Source organism: Mycobacterium sp. AMU20-3851 (genome assembly GCF_043974665.1).
GTDB lineage: Bacteria > Actinomycetota > Actinomycetes > Mycobacteriales > Mycobacteriaceae > Mycobacterium.
Genome location: NZ_CP146371.1, coordinates 2,874,567 through 2,895,246, shown reverse-complemented (window position 1 = coordinate 2,895,246; position 20,680 = coordinate 2,874,567). Strand labels below are relative to the sequence as shown.

Genomic DNA, 20,680 nt, shown 5'->3' with positions numbered 1-20,680 from the left:
CGGATGCGACGTGGGCTGACCCGACCCGGCAATTGGGGGATTTCGGCGCGTTCGGCGTTCGTCGCTGCCAGTGTGGTGTTCGTCGCGCTCGGTGTGACGGGCATGGTGCTCGCCGGTGTGCTGTACCAGTCGATGCTCAGCGAGGTCGACAATGCCGCCGCGGCGCGGGTGGCCAGAGCCGCGGCCATCATTGCCGCCCGCGGCCCCGATGGGCTCGACGACGAACTGCTCGGCACCGATTCACGCATCCTGGCAGTCCAGGTGATCGGTGCCGACGGAACCGTGCTGCACCGGTCCCCGGGCGCACCGGCCGCGCCGCTGATTCCGGTGGGAGAGCTCGGGACCGGCCCGCGAATCGGTATGCCCGAACATGATTCACCCTTCGGCCAGATCCGTTTCAGCGCACAGACGGTCAGCGGACCGGACGGGGCCAACTACACCGTGGTGGTGGGGGAGGGCAGCCCGCTGGTGTTGTCCACGGTGGGTACCGTGGTGACCGCGCTGGCGGTGGCGGCTCCCGTGGTCATCGCGGTGTCGGCGGCCGCCACATACCTGTTGGTGCGCCGGTCGATGCGCTCGGTCGACGACATCCGGTCCCGGGTCGCGGCCATCACCACTTCCGATCTGACGGAGCGGGTCCCGGTACCGGACAGCCGCGACGAGATCGCCGCCCTGGCGGTGACGATGAACGAGATGCTGGCTCGCGTCGAGGCCGGCCACACGGCGCAGCAGCGGTTCGTCGGCGACGCCTCCCATGAACTGCGCAGCCCGCTGGCCACCATCATCTCGGCGCTGGAGGTCGCCCAGGCCCATCCGGATCTGCTCAACACCGACCTGGCCGAGCACACCCTGATGCCCGAGGCGCAGCGGATGCGCTCGCTCATCGACGATCTGCTGCTGCTGGCCCGCGCCGATGAAAAGGGCTGGAACATCCGCCACGACGACGTGGATCTCGATGATCTGGCGGCCGGCGAGATCGAGCGGATCCGGCGCGAGCACGCGCTGGAGGTGACCGCCACGCTCACCCCGGCCCGGGTGACCGGGGATCCGGCGGCATTGACCAGGGTGCTGCGCAATCTGCTGGATAACGCTGCGCGGCATGCAACCTCGGTGATCGAGGTCGATCTGCGACGGACCGGCGCCGATGTGGTGCTCACGATCGGCGACGACGGCCCCGGGATACCCGTGCCCGACCGGCTGCGGGTGTTCGACCGGTTCGTGCGCCTCGACGAGGGCCGCTCACGGGGTGCGGGCGGGACCGGACTGGGACTGGCGATCGTCTCGGAGATCGTCGCCGCCCACCTCGGGCAGGCGCGCATCGAAGACCGGCCCGGCGGCGGGACGCGTGCGGTGGTGCAGTTGACCGCCGCTGGATCGGCCACCGATCAGTGGTCGGCGGCCAACCGGTAGCCGACGCCGCGGATGGTCTCGATGGTGCTGGTACCGAACGGAATATCGATCTTTCGGCGCACGTAGCCGACGTAGACCTCGACGACGTTGTCGGGGCCGTCGTAGTGCGCGTCCCAGACGTTGTGCAGGATGTCGGCCTTGGTCACCGCGACGTTCTTGTTGCGCATCAGATACTCCAGCACCCCGTACTCGCGCGGGGTCAGCGACAGCGCCTTGTCGCCGCGGGCCACGGTGCGCCGACCCGGATCCAGCGTGAGGGTGCCGGCGGTGAGCACCGGGGGCGTGTGCGGGGCCGCGCGCCGGACCAGCGCCCGCAATCTGGCCACCAGCACGATGAACGAGAACGGCTTGGTCAGGTAGTCGTCGGCGCCGAGATCGAAGGCGTCGGTCTGGTCGTACTCGCCGTCCTTGGCGGTCAGCATCAGCACCGGCGTCCAGACTTCCCGGGCCCGCATCCGGCGCAGGACCTCATAGCCGTTGAGACCGGGCAGCATGATGTCCAGGACCACGACGTCGAAGTCGTTCTCGGTGGCCTGCCACAAGCCGTCGATCCCGTTGGCGGCCTCGACCACGGAGAATCCTTCGGCGCGTAACCCGATGGCAAGGGTGGAACTCAGACGGGGCTCGTCCTCGACGATCAGCACTCTCATAACGTCTCTATGTCTACCGCGTCCACGCAGAGGTCGGCACGCCACGCTGTTCGCGGTACCCCCATGCCAGGGAGTCAACGATGAGCATGAAGGTCAGTGCGCGGCGCGCCGACGGTCTGTTGATCCTGCGCTGTCTCCGCACGCTAGCCGCCGCGCCGCCGGTTGGTGCGCGATTCGCAGAACCTATGAGGTGCCGGGCGGAGCCGGGGTTTGGTCGGACAGCCGGTAGCGGTCGCGGGCGTCGAGGGTGAGCCGCAGATCCCGGATCAGCGGATCGAGAAACTCGGCCCGGTAGTCACCGTCACCGACGGCCCGCGCACTGATGTACATGAACGTCAACGCACCGAGGAACATCGAGATCTGGATCAGCGCCTGCGGGACCGGCAGCGTCATACCCAGCAGATACCCGTCGGTGGAGCCGTTGCGCGTCCACTCCGCCAGCAGGGCCGGATTCAACAGGATCAACCCGAGCACGAAGAAGATGAGACCGGTGACGATCGCGACCGTCAGCACCTGTAGCACCTGCGAGACCACCAACACGAAGACCACGTTGACCCGTTCGAGACGGGTGACCGGCACCCGCTGTTCGGGGGCGGGCAGGCCCTCGAACGGGGTGCCCCGAAGTCCGGGATCGTCGCCGCTCGGGCGGTCGGTGGTGGTCAGCATCGGGCGCACCCGCTCCACGGTCGCCGATGTGACGAACGCCACCGCGATCAGCCCGAGAAATCCGAGCGCCAACCACAGCCGGGACCGGCTGACGAGCGAGGCCATCAACCACATGTAGGTGTTGAAGAAGGCCAGCACCGTCAGCAGCATCACGGGCAGGGCTCGCACGAAGAGGTTGCCGGCCAGCGCCAGGTTCTGTGCGGTGGCGTCCAGCGCCCAGCCCAGGATCGCGCCCACGCCCGTCGCGGTGAGCGCCAGGATCACCGCGACGACCACGCCGACAAAGACCAGATCGATTCCGATCCGCGGGGTGGGTCCGCCGAACACCGCACCGAGCACCGCGGCCAGCACCGCGATCGCGGCCGCGACCGTGCGACTGCGCAGACCGCCCAGCCGGGACACCCACCAACCCACCGCGGCCGCCACCGGCAGCACCAGTACCAATAGCCCGAGAATGAACCATTCATCGCGGGTCGGCTCGCCGGCGATGTCGATGGTGTGTTCGTCGGTGAGCGCCACCACCGCGATCGAATTGAGCATGAACACCGCGAATGCGGCGAGGGTGGGGGCGGCCCGCGGCCACAATCCTCTGGCCAGCGCACCGGGCGGGAGTACCGCGGGCAAGCCCCGGCGCAGGAACCACGCGTGTGCCTCGATGCGTTGCACGACACCTCCGATTGCCTCTTGGCGGGCAGTCGAATCGTAGTCACCGCGGCCGCGCACCGACGGCCGCCGGGCCGCAGAAATGTCACTGCCGAAGAAAGAATTTCAGTCGAATTGAACTGTGACCGGGATCATGGTTTAGATAACGATTGTATAACGACTGCGCTCGGCGACCACGTCCGAAAATTTCGGCGTCGGCGCAGGTGGGTGCGCTTACCGCAGGGTTTCGCTGACCAGATGTGGCGTGTCACAGCTTGATTCGTGACTTCCGGTATGGCTACGTTCGGTGCACCGAAGACTTGAAACCAAATGTGATCGATGACTGCTCGGTGGTGACTTTTACTGAATATGAACGGCGTACAAAACGCACCGGATACGCGTATCCGGGCCCATGAAACTCCGGCGATCGCCGCGCAGGACCGGTCGATAACGCTCCGGCGGCCACAGGGCTCCGACGCCATCGCCATTCGCGAACTGGTGGCCGAGACCGGGGTGCTGGATCTCAACTCCACCTATGCATACCTGCTGCTGGCGACCGATTTCGCCGAGACGTCCATCGTCGCCGAGGTAGCAGGCGAACTGCAGGGTTTCATCACCGGATATTCCCCACCGAGCAGACCGGACGTGCTGTTCGTCTGGCAGGTCGCCGTCGCCCCCCACGCCCAGCGCGGCGGACTCGCCGCGGCCATGCTCGACGACCTGGTCGACCACGTCCGGTCCCGGCGCGGCCGAGCACCGCTCACCGTCGAGGCCACCGTCGCGCCGGGCAATGCGAGTTCGCGGGCCTTCTTCGGCGCGTTCGCCCGCCGCCACGGCGTACCGCTGCACGAGCAGCCACACTTCACCGCCGCGCAGCTCGATCCCGACCAGGCCCACGAGGACGAACCGCTGTTGCGCATCGGCCCGATCGGCTGACCCACCCCGCCCCCTTTGTTTCGCCGAAACCCCTTGGAGGACATCCCTTGTTGCTCGATACGCCCCTGACTGATGCCACCGGCCCGACCGAGTCCGACCTGCCGGCGGTATTCTCCTCGGTGGAGTCCGAGGTCCGCAGCTACTGCCGGGGCTGGCCGACCATCCTTGCCACCGCCAAGGACTCCTGGGTCACCGACACCGACGGCCGCCGCTACCTCGACTTCTTCGCCGGCGCAGGCGCTTTGAACTACGGGCACAACAACGATCAGCTCAAGGCCGCCCTGCTGGACTACCTCAGCGGCGACGGCATCGTGCATTCGCTGGACATCGCGACGACGGCCAAGCAGACCTTCCTGGAGACCTTCGACCGGCTGATCCTCAAGCCCCGCGGGCTCGACTACAAGGTCCAATTCCCGGGACCGACCGGGACCAACTCCGTCGAGGCCGCACTCAAGCTGGCCCGCAAGGTCACCGGACGAGAGTCGATCATCAGTTTCACCAACGCATTTCACGGCATGACGCTGGGTTCGCTTTCGGTAACCGGGAATTCGATGAAGCGCGCCGGCGCCGGCATACCGCTGGTGCATGCCACCCCGATGCCGTACGACAACTACTTCGGCGGCGTCACCGAGGACTTCCACTGGTTCGAACGGGTTCTCGATGATTCCGGCAGCGGTCTGAACCGGCCGGCCGCGGTAATCGTGGAGACCGTGCAGGGTGAAGGTGGGCTGAACGTGGCCCGACTGGAGTGGCTGCAGGAGCTGGCGAACCTGTGCCGCAAGCGCGACATCCTGCTGATCGTCGACGACGTCCAGATGGGCTGCGGCCGCACCGGCGAGTTCTTCAGCTTCGAGGCGGCCGGCATCGTGCCCGACATCGTGACGCTGTCGAAGTCGATCAGCGGCTACGGCCTGCCGATGGCGCTCACGCTGTTCCGGTCCGACCTCGACGTCTGGGCGCCGGGGGAGCACAACGGAACCTTCCGCGGCCACAACCCGGCCTTCGTCACCGCCACCAAGGCACTCGAAATGTACTGGCACGACCCGGCTTTCGCCGCCGAGACGGCCGAGAAGGGCCTGCTGCTGCGGGCCGGCCTGGACAGGATCGCGGCAACACACGACGGTGTGTCGGCCCGCGGCCGGGGGATGGCGCAGGGATTGCTGTTCGCCGACGCCGACCTGGCTGCCGATGTGTGCCGCAGCGCCTTTGAACGCGGCGCGTTGATGGAGACGAGCGGACCGTCCGACGAGGTCGTCAAGCTGCTTCCACCGTTGACCACGTCGCGCCCGGACCTGGAGGCCGGCCTGGAGATCCTGGCCGAATCCGTCGCCACGACCGTCTAGAACCGAAAGGAAAACGAAGGACCATGATCGTCCGCACCACCACCGAGATCACCGGAACCGACCGCGATGTCAGCGCCGGGGCCTGGCGCTCCAAGCGGATCATCCTGGCCGGCGACGGGGTCGGCTTCTCGTTCCACGAGACCACCATCGAGGCCGCATCGGTCAGCGAATTCCACTACCAGCACCACGTCGAGGCAGTGTGGGTCGTGGAGGGCTCCGGCACCCTCACCAATCTGGAGACCGGCGAGGTGCATCCCCTCGGGCCGGGCACCATGTACCTGCTCAACGGGCATGAGCGCCACCGGGTCACCGTCGACGAACAGATGCGCATGCTCTGCGTGTTCAACCCGCCGGTGACCGGCGACGAGGTGCACGACGAGACCGGCGCCTACCCGGCCCCGCAGGTTGAGGGCGTTGCATGAGCGCGCTGGTCCAGCAGGTTCACGATCCGTACCCGACCAGGCTCCCGCACGCGGTCAGTCCGATCGAGCGACTCGAACCGATCGTATGGGGCGACCAGAGCAGCGGACCGCTGAATTCGGCCGAGCTGACCGACTTCGCCACCCAGGGGTATCTGGTCCGTCCGGACACCGTCGACACCGATGCGCTGGGACCGCTGGGCAACGAACTCGAACGACTGGCAGCCGAACTCGGCAGCGACGACCCCAGGGTGATCCGGGAGCCCGGCGGCTCGATCCGGTCGATCTTCCAGCCCCACCTGCTGAGCACCCTGATCGCCGAGGTCGTGCAACGCGACACGGTGCTGCCGATCGCCCGTCAACTCCTCGGCGGGGACGTCTACATCCACCAGGCGCGGATCAATCTGATGCCGGCGTTCACCGGCACCGGCTTCTATTGGCACTCCGACTTCGAGACCTGGCACGCCGAGGACGGGATGCCGGAGATGCGTGCGGTGTCCTGCTCGATCGCGCTGACGCAGAACTACCCGTACAACGGCTCGCTGATGGTGATCCCCGGGTCGCACCGGACCTTCTATCCGTGCGTCGGCGCCACCCCGGACAACCATCACAGCTCCTCGCTGGTGGCGCAGCAGTTCGGGGTGCCCGACCAGGACACTCTGACCAAGGCGGTGGACGCCGACGGGATCGACCAGTTCACCGGGCCCGCCGGCTCGGCGCTCTGGTTCGACTGCAACCTGCTGCACGGTTCGGGCTCCAACATCACCCCGCTGCCCCGGTCGAACGTCTTTCTGGTGTTCAACTCGGTCGACAATCAGCTCGGCGCGCCCTACGCCGCGGCCGACATCCGCCCGGAATACCTGGCGGCCCGTGAAACCCGCTCGCTCGGGCTGTCCGCGTCCTGCGCCAGTGCTGCTGATCAGCGCGGGTACCACGTCCCCTAGGCTGGCCCCATGCAACGGATTATCGGCACCGAGGTCGAGTACGGCATCTCCTCGCCGTCGGACCCCACGGCCAATCCGATCCTGACGTCCACTCAGGCGGTGCTGGCCTACGCGGCGGCCGCCGGGCTGCAGCGCGCCAAGCGCACCCGGTGGGACTACGAGGTGGAGTCCCCGCTGCGCGACGCCCGCGGTTTCGATCTGTCCCGGTCCTCGGGTCCGGCGCCGATCATCGACGCCGACGAGGTCGGCGCGGCGAACATGATCCTGACCAACGGGGCACGCCTGTACGTCGACCATGCGCACCCGGAGTACTCGGCGCCCGAGGTCACCGACCCGATGGACGCGGTGATCTGGGACAAGGCGGGCGAGCGCGTCATGGAGGCCGCGGCCCGGCATGTGGCCAGCGTTCCCGGGGCGATCAAGCTGCAGCTGTACAAGAACAACGTGGACGGCAAGGGCGCGTCCTACGGCACGCACGAGAACTACCTGATGTCCCGGCAGACGCCGTTCTCGTCGGTGATCGCCGGATTCACCCCGTTCCTGGTGTCGCGCCAGGTGGTCACCGGGTCCGGCCGGGTCGGGATCGGACCCTCCGGTGACGAACCCGGTTTCCAGCTGTCCCAGCGTGCCGACTACATCGAGGTCGAGGTCGGCTTGGAGACCACCCTCAAGCGCGGCATCATCAACACCCGCGACGAACCGCACGCCGACGCCGACAAGTACCGGCGGCTGCACGTCATCATCGGCGACGCCAACCTCGCCGAGACGTCGACCTATCTCAAGGTGGGTACCAGCTCGCTGGTGCTCGACCTGATCGAAGAGGGACCGGCTCACGGCCTGGATCTGTCCGATCTGGCACTGGCCCGGCCGGTACACGCCGTGCACGTGATCAGCCGGGACCCGTCGCTGCGGGCCACCGTGGCGCTGGCCGACGGCCGGGAACTGACCGCCCTTGCGCTGCAACGGATCTACCTGGACCGGGTGGCCAAGCTGGTGGACGCGCGGGACCCTGATCCGCGGGCCAGCCATGTGCTGGAGACCTGGGCTCACGTGCTGGACCTGCTGGAGCGCGACCCGATGGAGTGCGCGGAGATCCTCGACTGGCCCGCCAAGCTGCGGCTGCTCGACGGTTTCCGGCAGCGCGAGAACCTCGGCTGGAACGCCCCGCGCCTGCATCTGGTCGATCTGCAGTACTCGGACGTGCGCCTCGACAAGGGGCTGTACAACCGGCTGGTGGCGCGCGGTTCGATGCAGCGTCTGGTCACCGAGCAAGAGGTGCTCGACGCGGTCGACAACCCTCCGACGGACACCCGGGCCTACTTCCGGGGTGAGTGCCTGCGCCGGTTCGGCGCGGATATCGCCGCGGCGAGCTGGGACTCGGTGATCTTCGATCTCGGCGGGGATTCGCTGGTCCGGATTCCCACCCTGGAGCCGCTGCGGGGCAGCAAGGCGCATGTCGGTGCGCTGCTCGATTCGGTGGACAGTGCGGTCGAACTGGTGGAGCAGCTCACCACATAAGCTTCGCTATCCCCGGCATCGACGGTGTTGACCGGTAGTGTGAAAGAACTGGACGAGCAATCAGGAGGCAGCGATGGCTCAGGAGCAGACCAAGCGCGGCGGTGGCGGCGGCGAGGACGACGACGCCGGCGGTCCGACGGCAGCCGGGCAGGAGCGTCGCGAGAAGCTGGCCGAGGAGACCGACGATCTGCTCGATGAGATTGACGACGTCCTGGAAGAGAACGCCGAGGACTTCGTGCGCGCCTATGTCCAAAAGGGTGGCCAGTGACGGCCTGGTCGAACAAGCCTTTCGCCGATTCGCTCGATCTCACCTCATCCCATCTGAACCTCTCCTCCTTCTCGGACTTCCTGAGTAGGCAGGCCCCGGAGTTGCTGCCCGGCGGTGTCTCACATGCCACCCCGAGCGGTAACGGCGGCGTGGAGTTGGCTCACGGCACCACGATCGTGGCGCTGAAGTATCCCGGCGGGGTGCTGATCGCCGGTGACCGGCGCGCGACGCAGGGTCACATGATCGCGAGTCGTGACGTCCAGAAGGTGCACATCGCCGACGATTACGCTGCCACCGGCATCGCCGGCACCGCCGCGATCGCCGTCGAGTTCGCCCGGCTGTACGCGGTGGAGCTGGAGCACTACGAGAAGGTCGAGGGTGTCCCGCTGACCTTCCGTGGCAAGGTCAACCGGCTCGCCACCATGGTGCGCGGCAACCTCGGTGCTGCGCTGCAGGGATTCGTCGCGTTGCCGCTGCTGGTCGCCTTCGACGTCGACGCCGCCGAACCGGTCAGCGCCGGGCGCATCGTGTCCTTCGACGCAGCCGGCGGCTGGAACATCGAAGAGGAGGGCTACCAGGCGGTGGGTTCGGGATCGCTGTTCGCGAAGTCGTCCATCAAGAAGCTCTACCCGCAGGTCACCGACGCCGATACCGCGTTGAAAGCGGCCATCGAGGCGCTCTACGACGCCGCCGACGACGACTCGGCCACCGGTGGACCGGATCTGGTCCGCGGCATCTATCCGACCGCCGTGCTGATCGGCGCCGACGGGGCCGAGGAAGTGACCGAGGCGCGGATCGCCGAGCTGGCCCGCGAGGTCATCGAGCGCCGGACCCGTACGGACGGGAACGGCTGATGAGCTTTCCGTACTTCATCTCGCCCGAGCAGGCGATGCGTGAACGTTCCGAGCTTGCGCGCAAAGGCATTTCGCGTGGCCGCAGTGTCGTGGCGCTGGCCTACGACAGCGGTGTGCTGTTCGTGGCGGAGAACCCGTCACGGTCGTTGCAGAAGGTCAGCGAGCTCTACGACCGGGTGGGCTTCGCCGCCGTCGGCCGGTTCAACGAGTTCGACAAACTGCGGGTGGCCGGCATCCAGTTCGCCGACACCCGCGGTTACGCCTACGACCGCCGCGACGTCACCGGACGGCAGCTGGCCAACGTGTACGCCCAGGCGCTCGGCACCATCTTCACCGAACAGGCCAAACCGTTCGAGGTCGAGCTGTGCGTGGCCGAGGTCGCGCACTACGGTGAGACGAAACCCCCTGAGCTGTACCGCATCACCTACGACGGGTCGATCGCCGACGAACCGCATTTCGTGGTGATGGGTGGCACCACCGAGCCGATCGCCGCCGCGCTGGAGGCGTCCTACACCGAGAACGCCGGTCTGGCGGATGCGGTGACCATCGCGGTCAACGCGCTGCGGGCGGCCGGGAACGGCAACGAACCGCGGGTCCTGGAGCCGTCCACCATGGAGGTGGCCATCCTGGACGCGAACCGGCCGCGCCGGGCGTTCCGCCGGATCACCGGGGCCGCGCTGGAGGCGCTGGTGCCGGCCGCCGAGGCGGACAAACCCGCCGCCGAATAGGCCTCAACAGGGCCGGACCTACCGGGCTTCCGGCTCGCTGCGTGCTGCGCCGCGAGCCGGAGATCGGGTAGGCCTTACGGGCCATCCAACTGCCTGGACACAGTCTGGGCGGCCACCGCCACACCTGGACTGAAACCGCAAGCCGTAAGCGAATACCGGCGAGCTTGCCCACCGATACCGAGACCCACCCCGTAAGCTCGAATGTGTGCAGCGACGGATCATGGGAATCGAGACTGAATTCGGTGTGACCTGCACGTTCCACGGTCACCGCCGACTCAGTCCGGACGAGGTTGCCCGCTACCTGTTCCGGCGGGTGGTGTCGTGGGGCCGCAGCTCCAACGTTTTCCTCCGCAACGGGGCCCGGTTGTATCTCGATGTGGGCTCGCATCCGGAGTACGCCACCGCCGAGTGCGACAACCTCCACCAGTTGGTCACCCACGACCGGGCCGGGGAGCGGGTGCTGGAAGACCTGCTGATCGACGCCGAGCAGCGCCTGGCCGACGAGGGCATCGGCGGCGACATCTACCTGTTCAAGAACAACACCGACTCGGCGGGCAACTCCTACGGCTGCCACGAGAACTACCTGATCGTGCGGGCCGGTGAGTTCTCCCGCATCTCCGATGTGCTGTTGCCGTTCCTGGTGACCCGCCAGTTGATCTGCGGTGCCGGCAAGGTGTTGCAGACCCCGAAGTCGGCCGCCTTCTGCCTGTCCCAGCGAGCCGAGCACATCTGGGAGGGCGTCTCCTCGGCGACCACCCGGTCCCGTCCCATCATCAACACCCGCGACGAACCGCACGCCGACGCCGAGAAATACCGCAGGCTGCACGTCATCGTCGGCGACTCGAACATGAGCGAATCGACCACCATGCTCAAGGTCGGGACCGCCTCGCTGGTGCTGGAGATGATCGAGGCCGGTGTCGCGTTCCGGGACTTCTCGCTGGACAACCCGATCCGGGCGATCCGCGAGGTCAGCCACGATCTGACCGGCCGCCGTCCGGTTCGACTGGCGGGCGGCCGGCAGGCCAGTGCCCTGGACATCCAGCGCGAGTACCACGGTCGCGCGGTGGAATACCTGCAGACCCGCGAGCCGAACACCCAGATCGAGCAGGTCGTCGATCTGTGGGGCCGCCAGCTCGACGCGGTCGAGAGTCAGGACTTCGCCAAGGTCGACACCGAGATCGACTGGGTGATCAAACGAAAGCTGTTCCAGCGCTACCAGGACCGGTACAACATGGAACTGTCCGATCCGAAGATCGCCCAGCTCGACCTGGCCTATCACGACATCAAGCGCGGGCGCGGGGTGTTCGACCTGTTGCAGCGCAAGGGTCTGGCGGCCCGGATCACCACCGACGAGGAGATCGAAGCCGCCGTCAACACGCCGCCACAGACCACCCGCGCCAAACTGCGCGGTGAGTTCATCAGTGCCGCACAGGAAGCGGGCCGGGATTTCACGGTGGACTGGGTGCACCTGAAGCTCAACGACCAGGCCCAGCGCACGGTGCTGTGCAAGGACCCGTTCCGGTCCGTCGACGAGCGGGTCAAACGGCTGATCGCGAGCATGTGAGCGGGTTCTTCGGCCCGTCGTGCACGGGTGTGGCGGTGCGGACGCCCTAAGCTTCTCGGGGTGGCGACATCCAAGGTCGAAAGACTGATGAATCTGGTGATCGCACTGCTGTCCACCAACTCGTATCTGACGGCGGAAAGGATCCGCAACAGCGTTGCGGGGTACGCCGACAGCGCCAGCGACGAGGCGTTCTCGCGGATGTTCGAGCGGGACAAGAACGAGTTGCGCGACCTGGGCATCCCACTGGAGACCGGGAAGCTGTCCTCGTTCGATGCCACCGAGGGCTACCGCATCAACCAGCAGGCCTACGCCTTGCCGCCGGTCGAGCTGACCCCCGAGGAATCCGCGTCGGTCGCGGTCGCGACGCAGCTGTGGCAGTCCCCGGAGATGGTCACCGCCACCCAGAGTGCCCTGCTCAAGTTGCGCGCCGCCGGCGTCGACGTCGATTCCGAGGACGCCGGGGTGGCGTTCACCTCGACGGCCACCCTGCCCGGCCTGCGCGGCTCGGAGGAGGTGCTGCGGGTCCTGTTGGCCGCCACCAACTCCGGTCAGGTGGTCCAGTTCGAGCACCGACCCTCCCGCAACGAGCCGTATCGGACCCGGACCGTGGAGCCGTGGGGCGTGGTGACCCACCGCGGGCGGTGGTATCTGGTCGGGCACGACCGCGACCGGGCCGATACCCGCACCTTCCGGCTGTCGCGCATCGCGCCCGGCGTGCAACCCGTCGGCCCCGCCGGCGAGGTGCGGATCCCGGACGGCATCGATCTGCGTCAGATCGTGCAGCGGGTGGTCGCCGATGTTCCCACCGGCGAGCAGGCCAGAGTGTGGATCGCGCAGGGACGCGCCACCGCGCTGCGCCGTCAGGCGACCTCGGCGACCCCGCGGGTGTGGCGGGGCCGGGCAGGGGAGGAGATCACCGTCGACATCGGCATGTACGACCGGCTGGCCCGCGAGATCGCCAGCTACGGTACCGACGCGGTGGCGCTGGAACCGCAGTCGCTGCGTGAGGACGTGCTGGCCCGGCTGCGCGCCCAGGCGGTCTCATGAGTCAGGTCTCCAACCGGCTGGTCCGGCTGCTGAACATGGTGCCGTACTTCCAGGCCAACCCGCGGGTGACCCGGGATGAGGCGGCCGCCGCGCTGGGGGTGACCCGCAAACAGCTCGACGCAGACCTGGACCAGCTGTGGATGTGCGGGCTGCCCGGCTATGGTCCCGGCGATCTGATCGACTTCGATTTCACCGGCGACACCATCGAGGTGACGTTCGCCGCCGGCGTCGACCATCCGTTGCGGCTCACCTCCACCGAGGCCACCGGGATCCTGGTGGCGCTCCGCGCGCTGCTGGACGTGCCGGGCATGGTGGATCCACGGGCCGCGCGCAGCGCCATCGCCAAGATCGAGTCGGCGGCCGGCACCGCGGCCGCAACCGACGCCCCGGCGCCCGAGGACGCCGAGGAGCCCGAGAGCGCGTCGGCGGCGGCCGTCCGGGACGCCACCCGCGCCGGCAGGGCTCTGGCACTGGAGTACCACTCGGCTTCCCATGACACCGTGTCCAGCCGCGTGGTGGACCCGATCCGGGTGGTCCTGGTCGGCGACCACAGCTACCTGGAGGCCTGGTGCCGCAGCGCAGAGGGGGTGCGGTTGTTCCGGTTCGACCGGATCGTCGACGCCCGGGTGCTCGACGAGCCGGCCGTCCCGCCCGCCCCGGCCGTGCAGGCCGGGCCGGACACCGCGTTGTTCGACGCCGACGCCGAGGACCCGTCGTTGCACTCCTCGCGCCTGCTCATCGACCGCTCGGCGGAGTGGATGTTCGACTACTACCCGCTGCGGGTCATCGCCGAATTGCCGGACGGTGCATGCGAGGCGGCCATGACCTACGCTTCCGATGAGTGGATGGCCCGGTTCGTGCTGGGCTTCGGCTCCGCGGTGCGGGTCCTGGCTCCGCAGTCGCTAGCCGACAAGGTCCGCGAGACAGCCGCGGCAGCGGTGCGCGCGTACGAGGACGAGTAGACTCGTCCACAATCTCTGGAGGTGTTTGAATTGGGCGGTCTTCAACCGTGGCACTGGCTGATCGTTATCGCGGCGTTCATCCTTCTTTTCGGTGCCAAGAAGCTCCCGGACGCGGCGCGTTCGCTGGGTAAGTCGATGCGTATCTTCAAGTCCGAGATCAAGGAGATGCAGTCCGACGGCGCCGACAAGCCGGACGCCACTCCGCTTTCCGGCAGCCCGGTCACCCAGGTGAACTCGGAGCGGGTGGACACCGCCGCGCCCGAGCAGTCCGGCGACAAGCGCTCGGCCTGAACCTGCCACATCCGTCCCCTCGCGGTGTGACGTCGCGCCGCTAGAGCGCGCCTGCCTGCGCCGACGTTAAAGGCTGTCCGTGCACACCCCTGGAATCTTCAAGAAACTCGACCCGCGCAACGTTCGCGCCATGGGTCGTAAACGTTCTAACCCCGACGGCACCATGTCGTTGGTCGACCACCTCGCCGAGTTACGTAACCGGCTGCTGATCGCCACCGCCGCGGTGGTGCTGACCACGATCGTCGGCTTCATCTGGTACACCCACGGGTTTCTGGGTTTCCACAGCCTCGGCGAATGGTTACGCGGCCCGTACTGCGCGTTGCCGGAATCGGCGCGGGCGACGATCGCACCCGACGGCGAGTGCCGGCTGCTGGCCACCGGCCCGTTCGACCAGTTCATGCTGCGCCTGAAGGTGGCGCTGATGGCCGGTGTCGTGATGGCCTGCCCGGTGTGGCTGTATCAGCTGTGGGCGTTCATCACACCCGGGCTCTACAGCAAGGAACGCCGGTTCGCGATGGCCTTCGTCGCGTTCGGGGCCGTGCTGTTCATCGGCGGCGCGATCCTGGCCTACGTCGTGTTGTCCACGGCGCTGAGTTTCCTGCTCACCGTCGGCAGCGACGTCCAGGTGACCGCGCTGTCCGGCGACCAATACTTCGGTTTCCTGATCAACCTGCTGCTGGTGTTCGGGATCAGTTTCGAGTTCCCGCTGTTGATCATCATGCTCAACCTGACCGGGGTGCTCAGCTACGCCAAGCTCAAGGAGTGGCGCCGCGGCCTGATCTTCGCGTTGTTCGTCTTCGCCGCGTTCGCCACGCCGGGCTCGGACCCGTTCTCGATGCTGGCGCTGGCGCTGGCGTTGACGCTGCTGCTCGAATTCGCCATCCAGATCGCCCGCATCCACGACAAACGGAAGGCCAGGCGGGAGGCGCTGGCCGAGGTGCCCGAGGATGAGGCCGCACCGATCCCGGCGGCCGAGCCGATCGCCCCACCGACAGCGGTGACCTCCCAGGCCTTGTTCGATGACGACGCCACCTGAGTCCGGGCCGGAACTGGCGGCATTCGCGGGCCAGTTGCCGTTCGGGCTGGACCCCTTCCAGATCCGCGCCTGCGCCGCGTTGGAGGCCGGGCACGGGGTCCTGGTCTGCGCGCCGACCGGCGCCGGTAAAACGGTGGTCGGCGAGTTCGCCGTCCACCTGGCGCTGGCCACCGGCCACAAATGCTTCTACACCACACCGATCAAGGCGCTGAGCAATCAGAAGCACCTCGATCTGACGCACCGCTACGGCGCCGACCGGGTCGGCCTGCTGACCGGGGACCAGTCGATCAACGCCGACGCCCCGGTGGTCGTGATGACCACCGAGGTGCTGCGCAACATGCTCTACGCGGACTCGCCCGCCCTGCAGGGGCTGTCGCATGTGGTGATGGACGAGGTGCACTTCCTGGCCGACCGGATGCGCGGCGCGGTGTGGGAGGAGGTCATCCTGCACCTGCCGGAGGAGGTGCGGCTGGTCAGCTTGTCGGCGACGGTGAGCAATGCCGAGGAGTTCGGCGGCTGGATCCAGACCGTGCGCGGGGACACCACGGTGGTGGTCGACGAGCACCGGCCGGTGCCGCTGTCCCAGCACATGATGGTCGGCAAGCGGCTCTTCGACCTGTTCCAGTCGGGCGGCGACAAGACGCTCGTCGACCCGAACCTGCTGCGCCATATCGCGCACCGGCGGGAAGCCGACCGGCTGGCCGACTGGCAGCCGCGCGGCCGCGGCCGGGGACGCCCGAACCGGCCGAGCCTGCACCGCGGCCCGTCGCGGCCCGACGTGATCGCCACCCTGGATGCCGAAGGGCTGCTGCCGGCAATCACTTTCGTGTTCTCCCGGGCCGGCTGCGATGCCGCGGTGAAGCAGTGTCTGCGAGCGCCCCTGCGGCTCACCGACGATGGCGAGCGGGCCCGCATTACCGAGGTGATCGACCGGCGATGCGCCGATCTCGCCCAGTCCGATCTGGCCGTACTCGGTTACTACGAGTGGCGCGAGGGTCTGCTGCGCGGGCTGGCCGCGCATCACGCCGGCATGCTGCCCGTCTTCCGGCACACCGTCGAGGAACTGTTCACCGCCGGGTTGGTGAAGGCGGTCTTCGCCACCGAGACACTGGCTTTGGGCATCAACATGCCGGCCCGCACGGTCGTGCTGGAACGGCTGGTGAAGTACAACGGCGAACAGCACGCACCGCTCACGCCGGGGGAGTACACCCAGCTGACCGGACGGGCGGGCCGCCGCGGGATCGACGTCGAGGGCCACGCGGTGGTGCTGTGGCACGCCGACGACAACGCGGCCGAACCCGCCGAGGTGGCGGGGCTGGCCTCCACCCGTACCTTCCCGCTGAAGAGTTCGTTCGCGCCCTCCTACAACATGACGATCAACCTGGTGCAGCAGATGGGCCCGGATCAGGCCCGGGCACTGCTGGAGCGGTCCTTCGCGCAGTACCAGGCGGACCGTTCGGTGGTCGGCCTGGTGCGCGGCATCTCTCGCGGCGAGAAGATGCTCGACGAACTGGCCGCCGAACTCGGCGGCCGGGACTCGGCGGTGCTGGATTACACCCGACTCCGGGCGACGATCGCCGCGCGGGAACGGGCGCAGTCCCGCGCGTCGCGGTTGCACCGGCGCCGTGCCGCCGACGAGGCATTGGCATCACTGCGCCGCGGCGACATCATCACCATCACGCACGGCCGCCGCGGTGGGTTGGCCGTGGTGCTGGAGCCCGCTCGGGACGCCGACGACCCGCGTCCGCTGATCCTCACCGAACACCACTGGGCGGGCCGGATTTCCTCGGCCGACTACTCCGGTGCCTCCGCTCCGCTCGGGTCGATGTCGCTGCCCAAGCGCGTCGAGCACCGTCAGCCCCGGGTACGCCGCGACCTGGCGTCCGCGCTGCGCTCGGCGGCGGCGGGACTGGATGTGCCGTCCCGGCGCCGCGACAAGGCCGTCGAACGGGACACCGACGCCGAACTGGCGGGGCTGCGTGAGCAACTGCGCCACCATCCCGCGCACCACGTGCCCGACCGGGAGGCCAAGGTCCGGGTGGCCGAGCGCTATCTGCGCATCGAGCGGGACAACGAGCAGATCCGGCAGAAGGTGGCGGCCGCGACGAACTCGCTGGCCCGTACCTTCGACCGGATTCTGGTGTTGCTCACCGAGCGCGGCTTCATCGACGGCACCGGCGACACGCCGAAAGTCACCGAGGACGGCCGGTTGTTGGCGCGGATCTACAGCGAGAGTGACCTTCTGGTCGCCGAATGCCTGCGCCGCGGTGCCTGGGAGGGATTGACGCCCGCCGAACTGGCCGCGGTGGTCTCGGCGGTGCAGTTCGAATCCCGCGGTGACGGTGCCGGCCCGCAGGGTCTGCAGATCCCCACCGCCGAGATCCGGCGGGCACTGACGGCCACCCGGCGGCTGTCGGCGCAGATCCGTGGCGAGGAGCAGCGACACCGTATCGCGCAGAGCCGTGAACCCGACGACGGTTTCGTCGCCGCCGTCCACCAGTGGGCCAGCACCGGTGATCTCGCGTCGTCGTTGGCGGCGTCGGATGTCAACGGCAGCGGATCTCCGCTGTCCGCGGGGGATTTCGTTCGCTGGTGCCGTCAGGTGCTGGATCTGCTCGACCAGGTGCGTATCGCCGCACCTACCCCTGCGCTGCGGACAACCGCGAAACGCGCCATCAACGACATTCGACGCGGCGTCGTAGCTGTTGATGCAGGGTAATGTGGCGGCGTAGATCCGCGGCGGCGGGTCTCGATGATGCACAACGAGCCCGGATCAAGGAGAAACGATGAGCGGACCGCAGGGATCTGACCCCACGCAGGGGTGGTCGGGTCAGCCGCCGCAGTCCGGCGGTGCCCCGTCGTCTGGCGACCAGCCCGCATGGCAGCCGACGTCGGGCGAGCAGCCCGCGTGGCAGCCACCGTCCCAGCCCGAGCAGCCCGGCGGCGATGCGCAGGCCTGGCAGCAGCCGGCCTACCAGCAACCGCAGGCCCCGCAGCAGTACCCGCAGTATCAGCAGCCTGCCTACAACCCGCCGCCGCAGCAGCCGTACCCGCAGCCTGACCAGTACGGTCAGCAGCCCACCGGCTATGGCCCGCAGGGCTACCCGCAGTACGGGCAGCCGGGTCAGCCGCCCTACGGTCAGCCGCAGTACGGCCAGCCGGGCCAGTACGACCCGCAGCAGTACGGGCAGTACAACGCACCCGGCAGCGAGGAGAGCTCGAAGAAGTCGCTGGCGGTCATCGGCACCGTGATCGGTGTCCTGGTCGGCGTGATCGTTGCGGTGGTGCTGGTGCTCGGTTTCTGGAAGCCCGGATTCTTCGTCACCACCACGCTGGACGTGGACGCCGCGCAGACCGGCGTGCAGCAGATCCTGACCGACGAGGCCAACGGATACGGGGCCAAGAACGTCAAGGACGTGCGCTGCAACGACGGTGTGAGCCCCGAGGTCCGCAAGGGCGACACCTTCACCTGCCAGGTGAGCATCGACGGCACCAAGCGACAGGTCACCGTGACGTTCCAGGACGACAAGGGCACCTACGAGGTCGGCCGACCCAAGTAAGCACCGCTGTCGGCGAATGCCCCGTGACATCCGGTGTCGCGGGGCATTCGTCCGTCAGGGGAGTTTGTCCAGCGCCTTCTGCAGCCGCCCGATCGAGGACAGCACCCCGTACTTCTCGGCCAGCGCCGCCACCCGGCCGGGATCGGCCGCCGCCAGCGGCAGCGCATCGGTGGCCGTGGACAGCGTGACGGGAGCATCCAGGGCGACCCGCACCACCGGTTCGGCGGCCGTGATGTAGTCGTCCGCGGCGAGCAGTTTCTTGCGTTGTGCGGCAGGCATTTTCGAGGCCGGATCCGCTGCCGCGGCGAGGATCGCGGCCAGCGACCCGTGTTGGGCCAGCAGCGTGGCGGCGGTCTTCTCGCCGATGCCCGCGACGCCGGGCAGCCCGTCCGACGGGTCGCCGCGCAGCAACGCGAGTTCGGCGTACGCGGCGCCGGCCCGCGCCACGGGCACACCGTAGGTGTCGGCGACCTCCGCGGGTCCGAACAGCACCGCCTTGGCCAGGCCCCGCCCGATGTAGAGCACCCGGATGCCGGGCGCCTCGTCGCTGACCAGCTGCAACAGGTCCCGGTCGCCGCTGACCACGATCACCGGATCGCGCTGCTCGCCTGCGGCCAAGGTGCCCAGCACGTCGTCGGCCTCGTATCCGGGCGCGCCGGCCGTGGCGATCCCGAACGCCTCCAGGATCTCCATGATCATCTCGACCTGAGGCGTCAGTTCGTCGGGCACCTCCTCGATGTCGGGGGCGCCGTCGGTGCGGGCCTCCTCGACGCGGTGTGCCTTATAGGACGGAATGCGGTCCACCCGCCACTGCGGGCGCCAATCGTCGTCGCGGCACACCACGAGCCGGGACGGCTGGTGCTGGGTCACCAGGGTGGAGATGGCGTCGAGAAACCCGCGCAGCGCATTGACCGGCCGCCCGTCCGGGGCCGTGATGGAGGACGGCACCCCGAAGAACGAGCGGAACCACATGCTCGCGCCGTCCAGCAGCAGCACCGGGCCGGTCATGCTGCGGTCCCGAACACGTAGGAACCCACGGTGACCAATCTGTCCTCATTTCCCTCGTCGTAGAGGTGCACCCGCACCGCGACGGTGCCGGCGGCCCCGTCGAATCGTTCGGTCTCGACCCGGAACGGCCCGGTCTTGCCGCGGGCCAGGAACATCACGTGCGCGGAGATGCCCTGCATGGTGCCGCCGGCGGCGTCCGATGCCGCGGTCTCCAAGATGACGAACTGCGGGCCGATGTGCAGCGCGGCGTCCGGCGAGGCCACCTCGGCGGACAGTTCCGGCAGGCCCCAGTTCCCGTCGTCGCGCCGGTAGCCGCCGAACACCTGCCACAGCGGAGGGAGGTCGGGGGAGTCGACGACCTCGATGTTGTCGACCTCCATCTTCTGCAAGCCCTCCGGCGGCACCCCGATGCTCACCCCCTGGCCTTCGATCAACGCCAGCACCCGGTCCGGCCGGTCCGCGTCGAGGATCTTGGCCCGGCTGTATCCGAACTGACGGCCCCGCTTCAGCGGCTCGGAGACGATCTCGATGCGGCGCACGTCGCGGCCGGGGTCGAGGATCTGGCAGGAGTGGATCACCGGATTGGGTACCGCCTCCAGATCCGACATGTGGCCGCTCTCGGGAGCCGAGATGCCGAGCACCGCGAACAGCAGACCGCCCTGGGCGTTGCGCATGTCGTGACGGACCGTGACGGTGTCCTCGACGTCACGCGGATCCATCGAGGCATACATCCGCCCGATGTAGCGGTAGCTGAGCAGACCGCCCCAGCGCCGCCGCAGTTCCTCGGCGTAGGCCTCCTGCTGGTCGGTCAGTTCACGAATATCGCGCAGCATC

The 20,680-nt window shown here is 68.2% G+C and carries 20 protein-coding genes; 16 read left to right on the top strand and 4 right to left on the bottom strand.

Features of this window, described 5'->3' with window-relative positions; genetic code table 11:
* The first annotated feature begins 3 nt into the window (after positions 1-3).
* Positions 4-1,410, top strand: a complete 1,407-nt coding sequence (locus tag V4U86_RS13920; protein WP_395311773.1) for a sensor histidine kinase — start codon at positions 4-6, stop codon at positions 1,408-1,410.
* Here V4U86_RS13920 and V4U86_RS13915 read toward each other — a convergent pair.
* Both V4U86_RS13915 and V4U86_RS13910 read right to left on the bottom strand, forming a co-directional pair.
* Entirely contained in the window at positions 1,386-2,060 is a 675-nt protein-coding gene (locus V4U86_RS13915; protein WP_073855016.1) for a response regulator transcription factor, read from the bottom strand. The two genes, V4U86_RS13920 and V4U86_RS13915, sit on opposite strands and share 25 nt — an antisense overlap.
* A gap of 183 nt (positions 2,061-2,243) precedes the next feature.
* Positions 2,244-3,392, bottom strand: coding sequence for a hypothetical protein (locus V4U86_RS13910; protein WP_395311772.1), 1,149 nt, complete (start codon positions 3,390-3,392; stop codon positions 2,244-2,246).
* 345 nt (positions 3,393-3,737) lie between these two features.
* Between V4U86_RS13910 and ectA the strand changes: the two genes are divergently transcribed.
* The 15 genes from ectA (at position 3,738) to V4U86_RS13835 (ending at position 18,838) form a co-directional block, all read left to right on the top strand.
* Positions 3,738-4,304, top strand: a complete 567-nt coding sequence (gene ectA, locus V4U86_RS13905; protein ID WP_395311771.1) for a diaminobutyrate acetyltransferase — start codon at positions 3,738-3,740, stop codon at positions 4,302-4,304.
* Between the two features lie 50 nt (positions 4,305-4,354).
* Positions 4,355-5,647, top strand: coding sequence for a diaminobutyrate--2-oxoglutarate transaminase (gene ectB / locus V4U86_RS13900; protein WP_395311770.1), 1,293 nt, complete (start codon positions 4,355-4,357; stop codon positions 5,645-5,647).
* A 23-nt stretch (positions 5,648-5,670) separates the two neighbouring features.
* On the top strand, positions 5,671-6,069 hold the full coding sequence (locus V4U86_RS13895; RefSeq protein ID WP_395311769.1) for an ectoine synthase: 399 nt from the start codon (positions 5,671-5,673) through the stop codon (positions 6,067-6,069).
* The gene (gene thpD / locus V4U86_RS13890) at positions 6,066-7,010 is read left to right on the top strand and encodes an ectoine hydroxylase (protein ID WP_395311768.1); all 945 of its coding nucleotides are present in this window, start codon (positions 6,066-6,068) and stop codon (positions 7,008-7,010) included. Before V4U86_RS13895 ends, thpD begins: the two co-directional genes overlap by 4 nt.
* A gap of 9 nt (positions 7,011-7,019) precedes the next feature.
* Positions 7,020-8,528 carry a depupylase/deamidase Dop gene (gene dop, locus V4U86_RS13885; RefSeq protein ID WP_395311767.1) on the top strand — a complete coding sequence of 503 codons (1,509 nt, stop codon included), beginning with the start codon at positions 7,020-7,022 and terminating at the stop codon, positions 8,526-8,528.
* A 73-nt stretch (positions 8,529-8,601) separates the two neighbouring features.
* Positions 8,602-8,796 (top strand): ubiquitin-like protein Pup, encoded by a 195-nt coding sequence (locus V4U86_RS13880; RefSeq protein ID WP_073855028.1) that lies wholly within the window; start codon positions 8,602-8,604, stop codon positions 8,794-8,796.
* Positions 8,793-9,650: a proteasome subunit beta gene (gene prcB / locus V4U86_RS13875; RefSeq protein WP_395311766.1), complete on the top strand. Its 858-nt coding sequence runs from the start codon at positions 8,793-8,795 to the stop codon at positions 9,648-9,650. The genes V4U86_RS13880 and prcB overlap by 4 nt, the downstream gene beginning before the upstream one ends.
* On the top strand, positions 9,650-10,378 hold the full coding sequence (prcA, locus tag V4U86_RS13870; RefSeq protein WP_395311765.1) for a proteasome subunit alpha: 729 nt from the start codon (positions 9,650-9,652) through the stop codon (positions 10,376-10,378). The genes prcB and prcA overlap by 1 nt, the downstream gene beginning before the upstream one ends.
* A 205-nt stretch (positions 10,379-10,583) precedes the next feature.
* On the top strand, positions 10,584-11,942 hold the full coding sequence (gene pafA / locus V4U86_RS13865) for a Pup--protein ligase (RefSeq protein WP_395311764.1): 1,359 nt from the start codon (positions 10,584-10,586) through the stop codon (positions 11,940-11,942).
* Between the two features lie 60 nt (positions 11,943-12,002).
* The gene (locus V4U86_RS13860; RefSeq protein ID WP_395311763.1) at positions 12,003-12,989 is read left to right on the top strand and encodes a helix-turn-helix transcriptional regulator; all 987 of its coding nucleotides are present in this window, start codon (positions 12,003-12,005) and stop codon (positions 12,987-12,989) included.
* The gene (locus V4U86_RS13855) at positions 12,986-13,951 is read left to right on the top strand and encodes a helix-turn-helix transcriptional regulator (RefSeq protein ID WP_395311762.1); all 966 of its coding nucleotides are present in this window, start codon (positions 12,986-12,988) and stop codon (positions 13,949-13,951) included. The genes V4U86_RS13860 and V4U86_RS13855 overlap by 4 nt, the downstream gene beginning before the upstream one ends.
* 30 nt (positions 13,952-13,981) lie before the next feature.
* On the top strand, positions 13,982-14,242 hold the full coding sequence (gene tatA / locus V4U86_RS13850; protein WP_395312039.1) for a Sec-independent protein translocase subunit TatA: 261 nt from the start codon (positions 13,982-13,984) through the stop codon (positions 14,240-14,242).
* Between the two features lie 79 nt (positions 14,243-14,321).
* Positions 14,322-15,278: a twin-arginine translocase subunit TatC gene (gene tatC, locus V4U86_RS13845; RefSeq protein WP_395311761.1), complete on the top strand. Its 957-nt coding sequence runs from the start codon at positions 14,322-14,324 to the stop codon at positions 15,276-15,278.
* Positions 15,262-17,997, top strand: coding sequence for a DEAD/DEAH box helicase (locus V4U86_RS13840; protein ID WP_395311760.1), 2,736 nt, complete (start codon positions 15,262-15,264; stop codon positions 17,995-17,997). Before tatC ends, V4U86_RS13840 begins: the two co-directional genes overlap by 17 nt.
* A 67-nt stretch (positions 17,998-18,064) precedes the next feature.
* On the top strand, positions 18,065-18,838 hold the full coding sequence (locus V4U86_RS13835; protein ID WP_395311759.1) for a DUF4333 domain-containing protein: 774 nt from the start codon (positions 18,065-18,067) through the stop codon (positions 18,836-18,838).
* A gap of 54 nt (positions 18,839-18,892) precedes the next feature.
* Here V4U86_RS13835 and V4U86_RS13830 read toward each other — a convergent pair whose 3' ends face one another.
* Both V4U86_RS13830 and V4U86_RS13825 read right to left on the bottom strand, forming a co-directional pair.
* The gene (locus V4U86_RS13830; RefSeq protein WP_395311758.1) at positions 18,893-19,846 is read right to left on the bottom strand and encodes a 5'-3' exonuclease; all 954 of its coding nucleotides are present in this window, start codon (positions 19,844-19,846) and stop codon (positions 18,893-18,895) included.
* Positions 19,843-20,679 carry a hypothetical protein gene (locus V4U86_RS13825; RefSeq protein ID WP_395311757.1) on the bottom strand — a complete coding sequence of 279 codons (837 nt, stop codon included), beginning with the start codon at positions 20,677-20,679 and terminating at the stop codon, positions 19,843-19,845. Before V4U86_RS13825 ends, V4U86_RS13830 begins: the two co-directional genes overlap by 4 nt.
* Position 20,680: the final 1 nt, after the last annotated feature.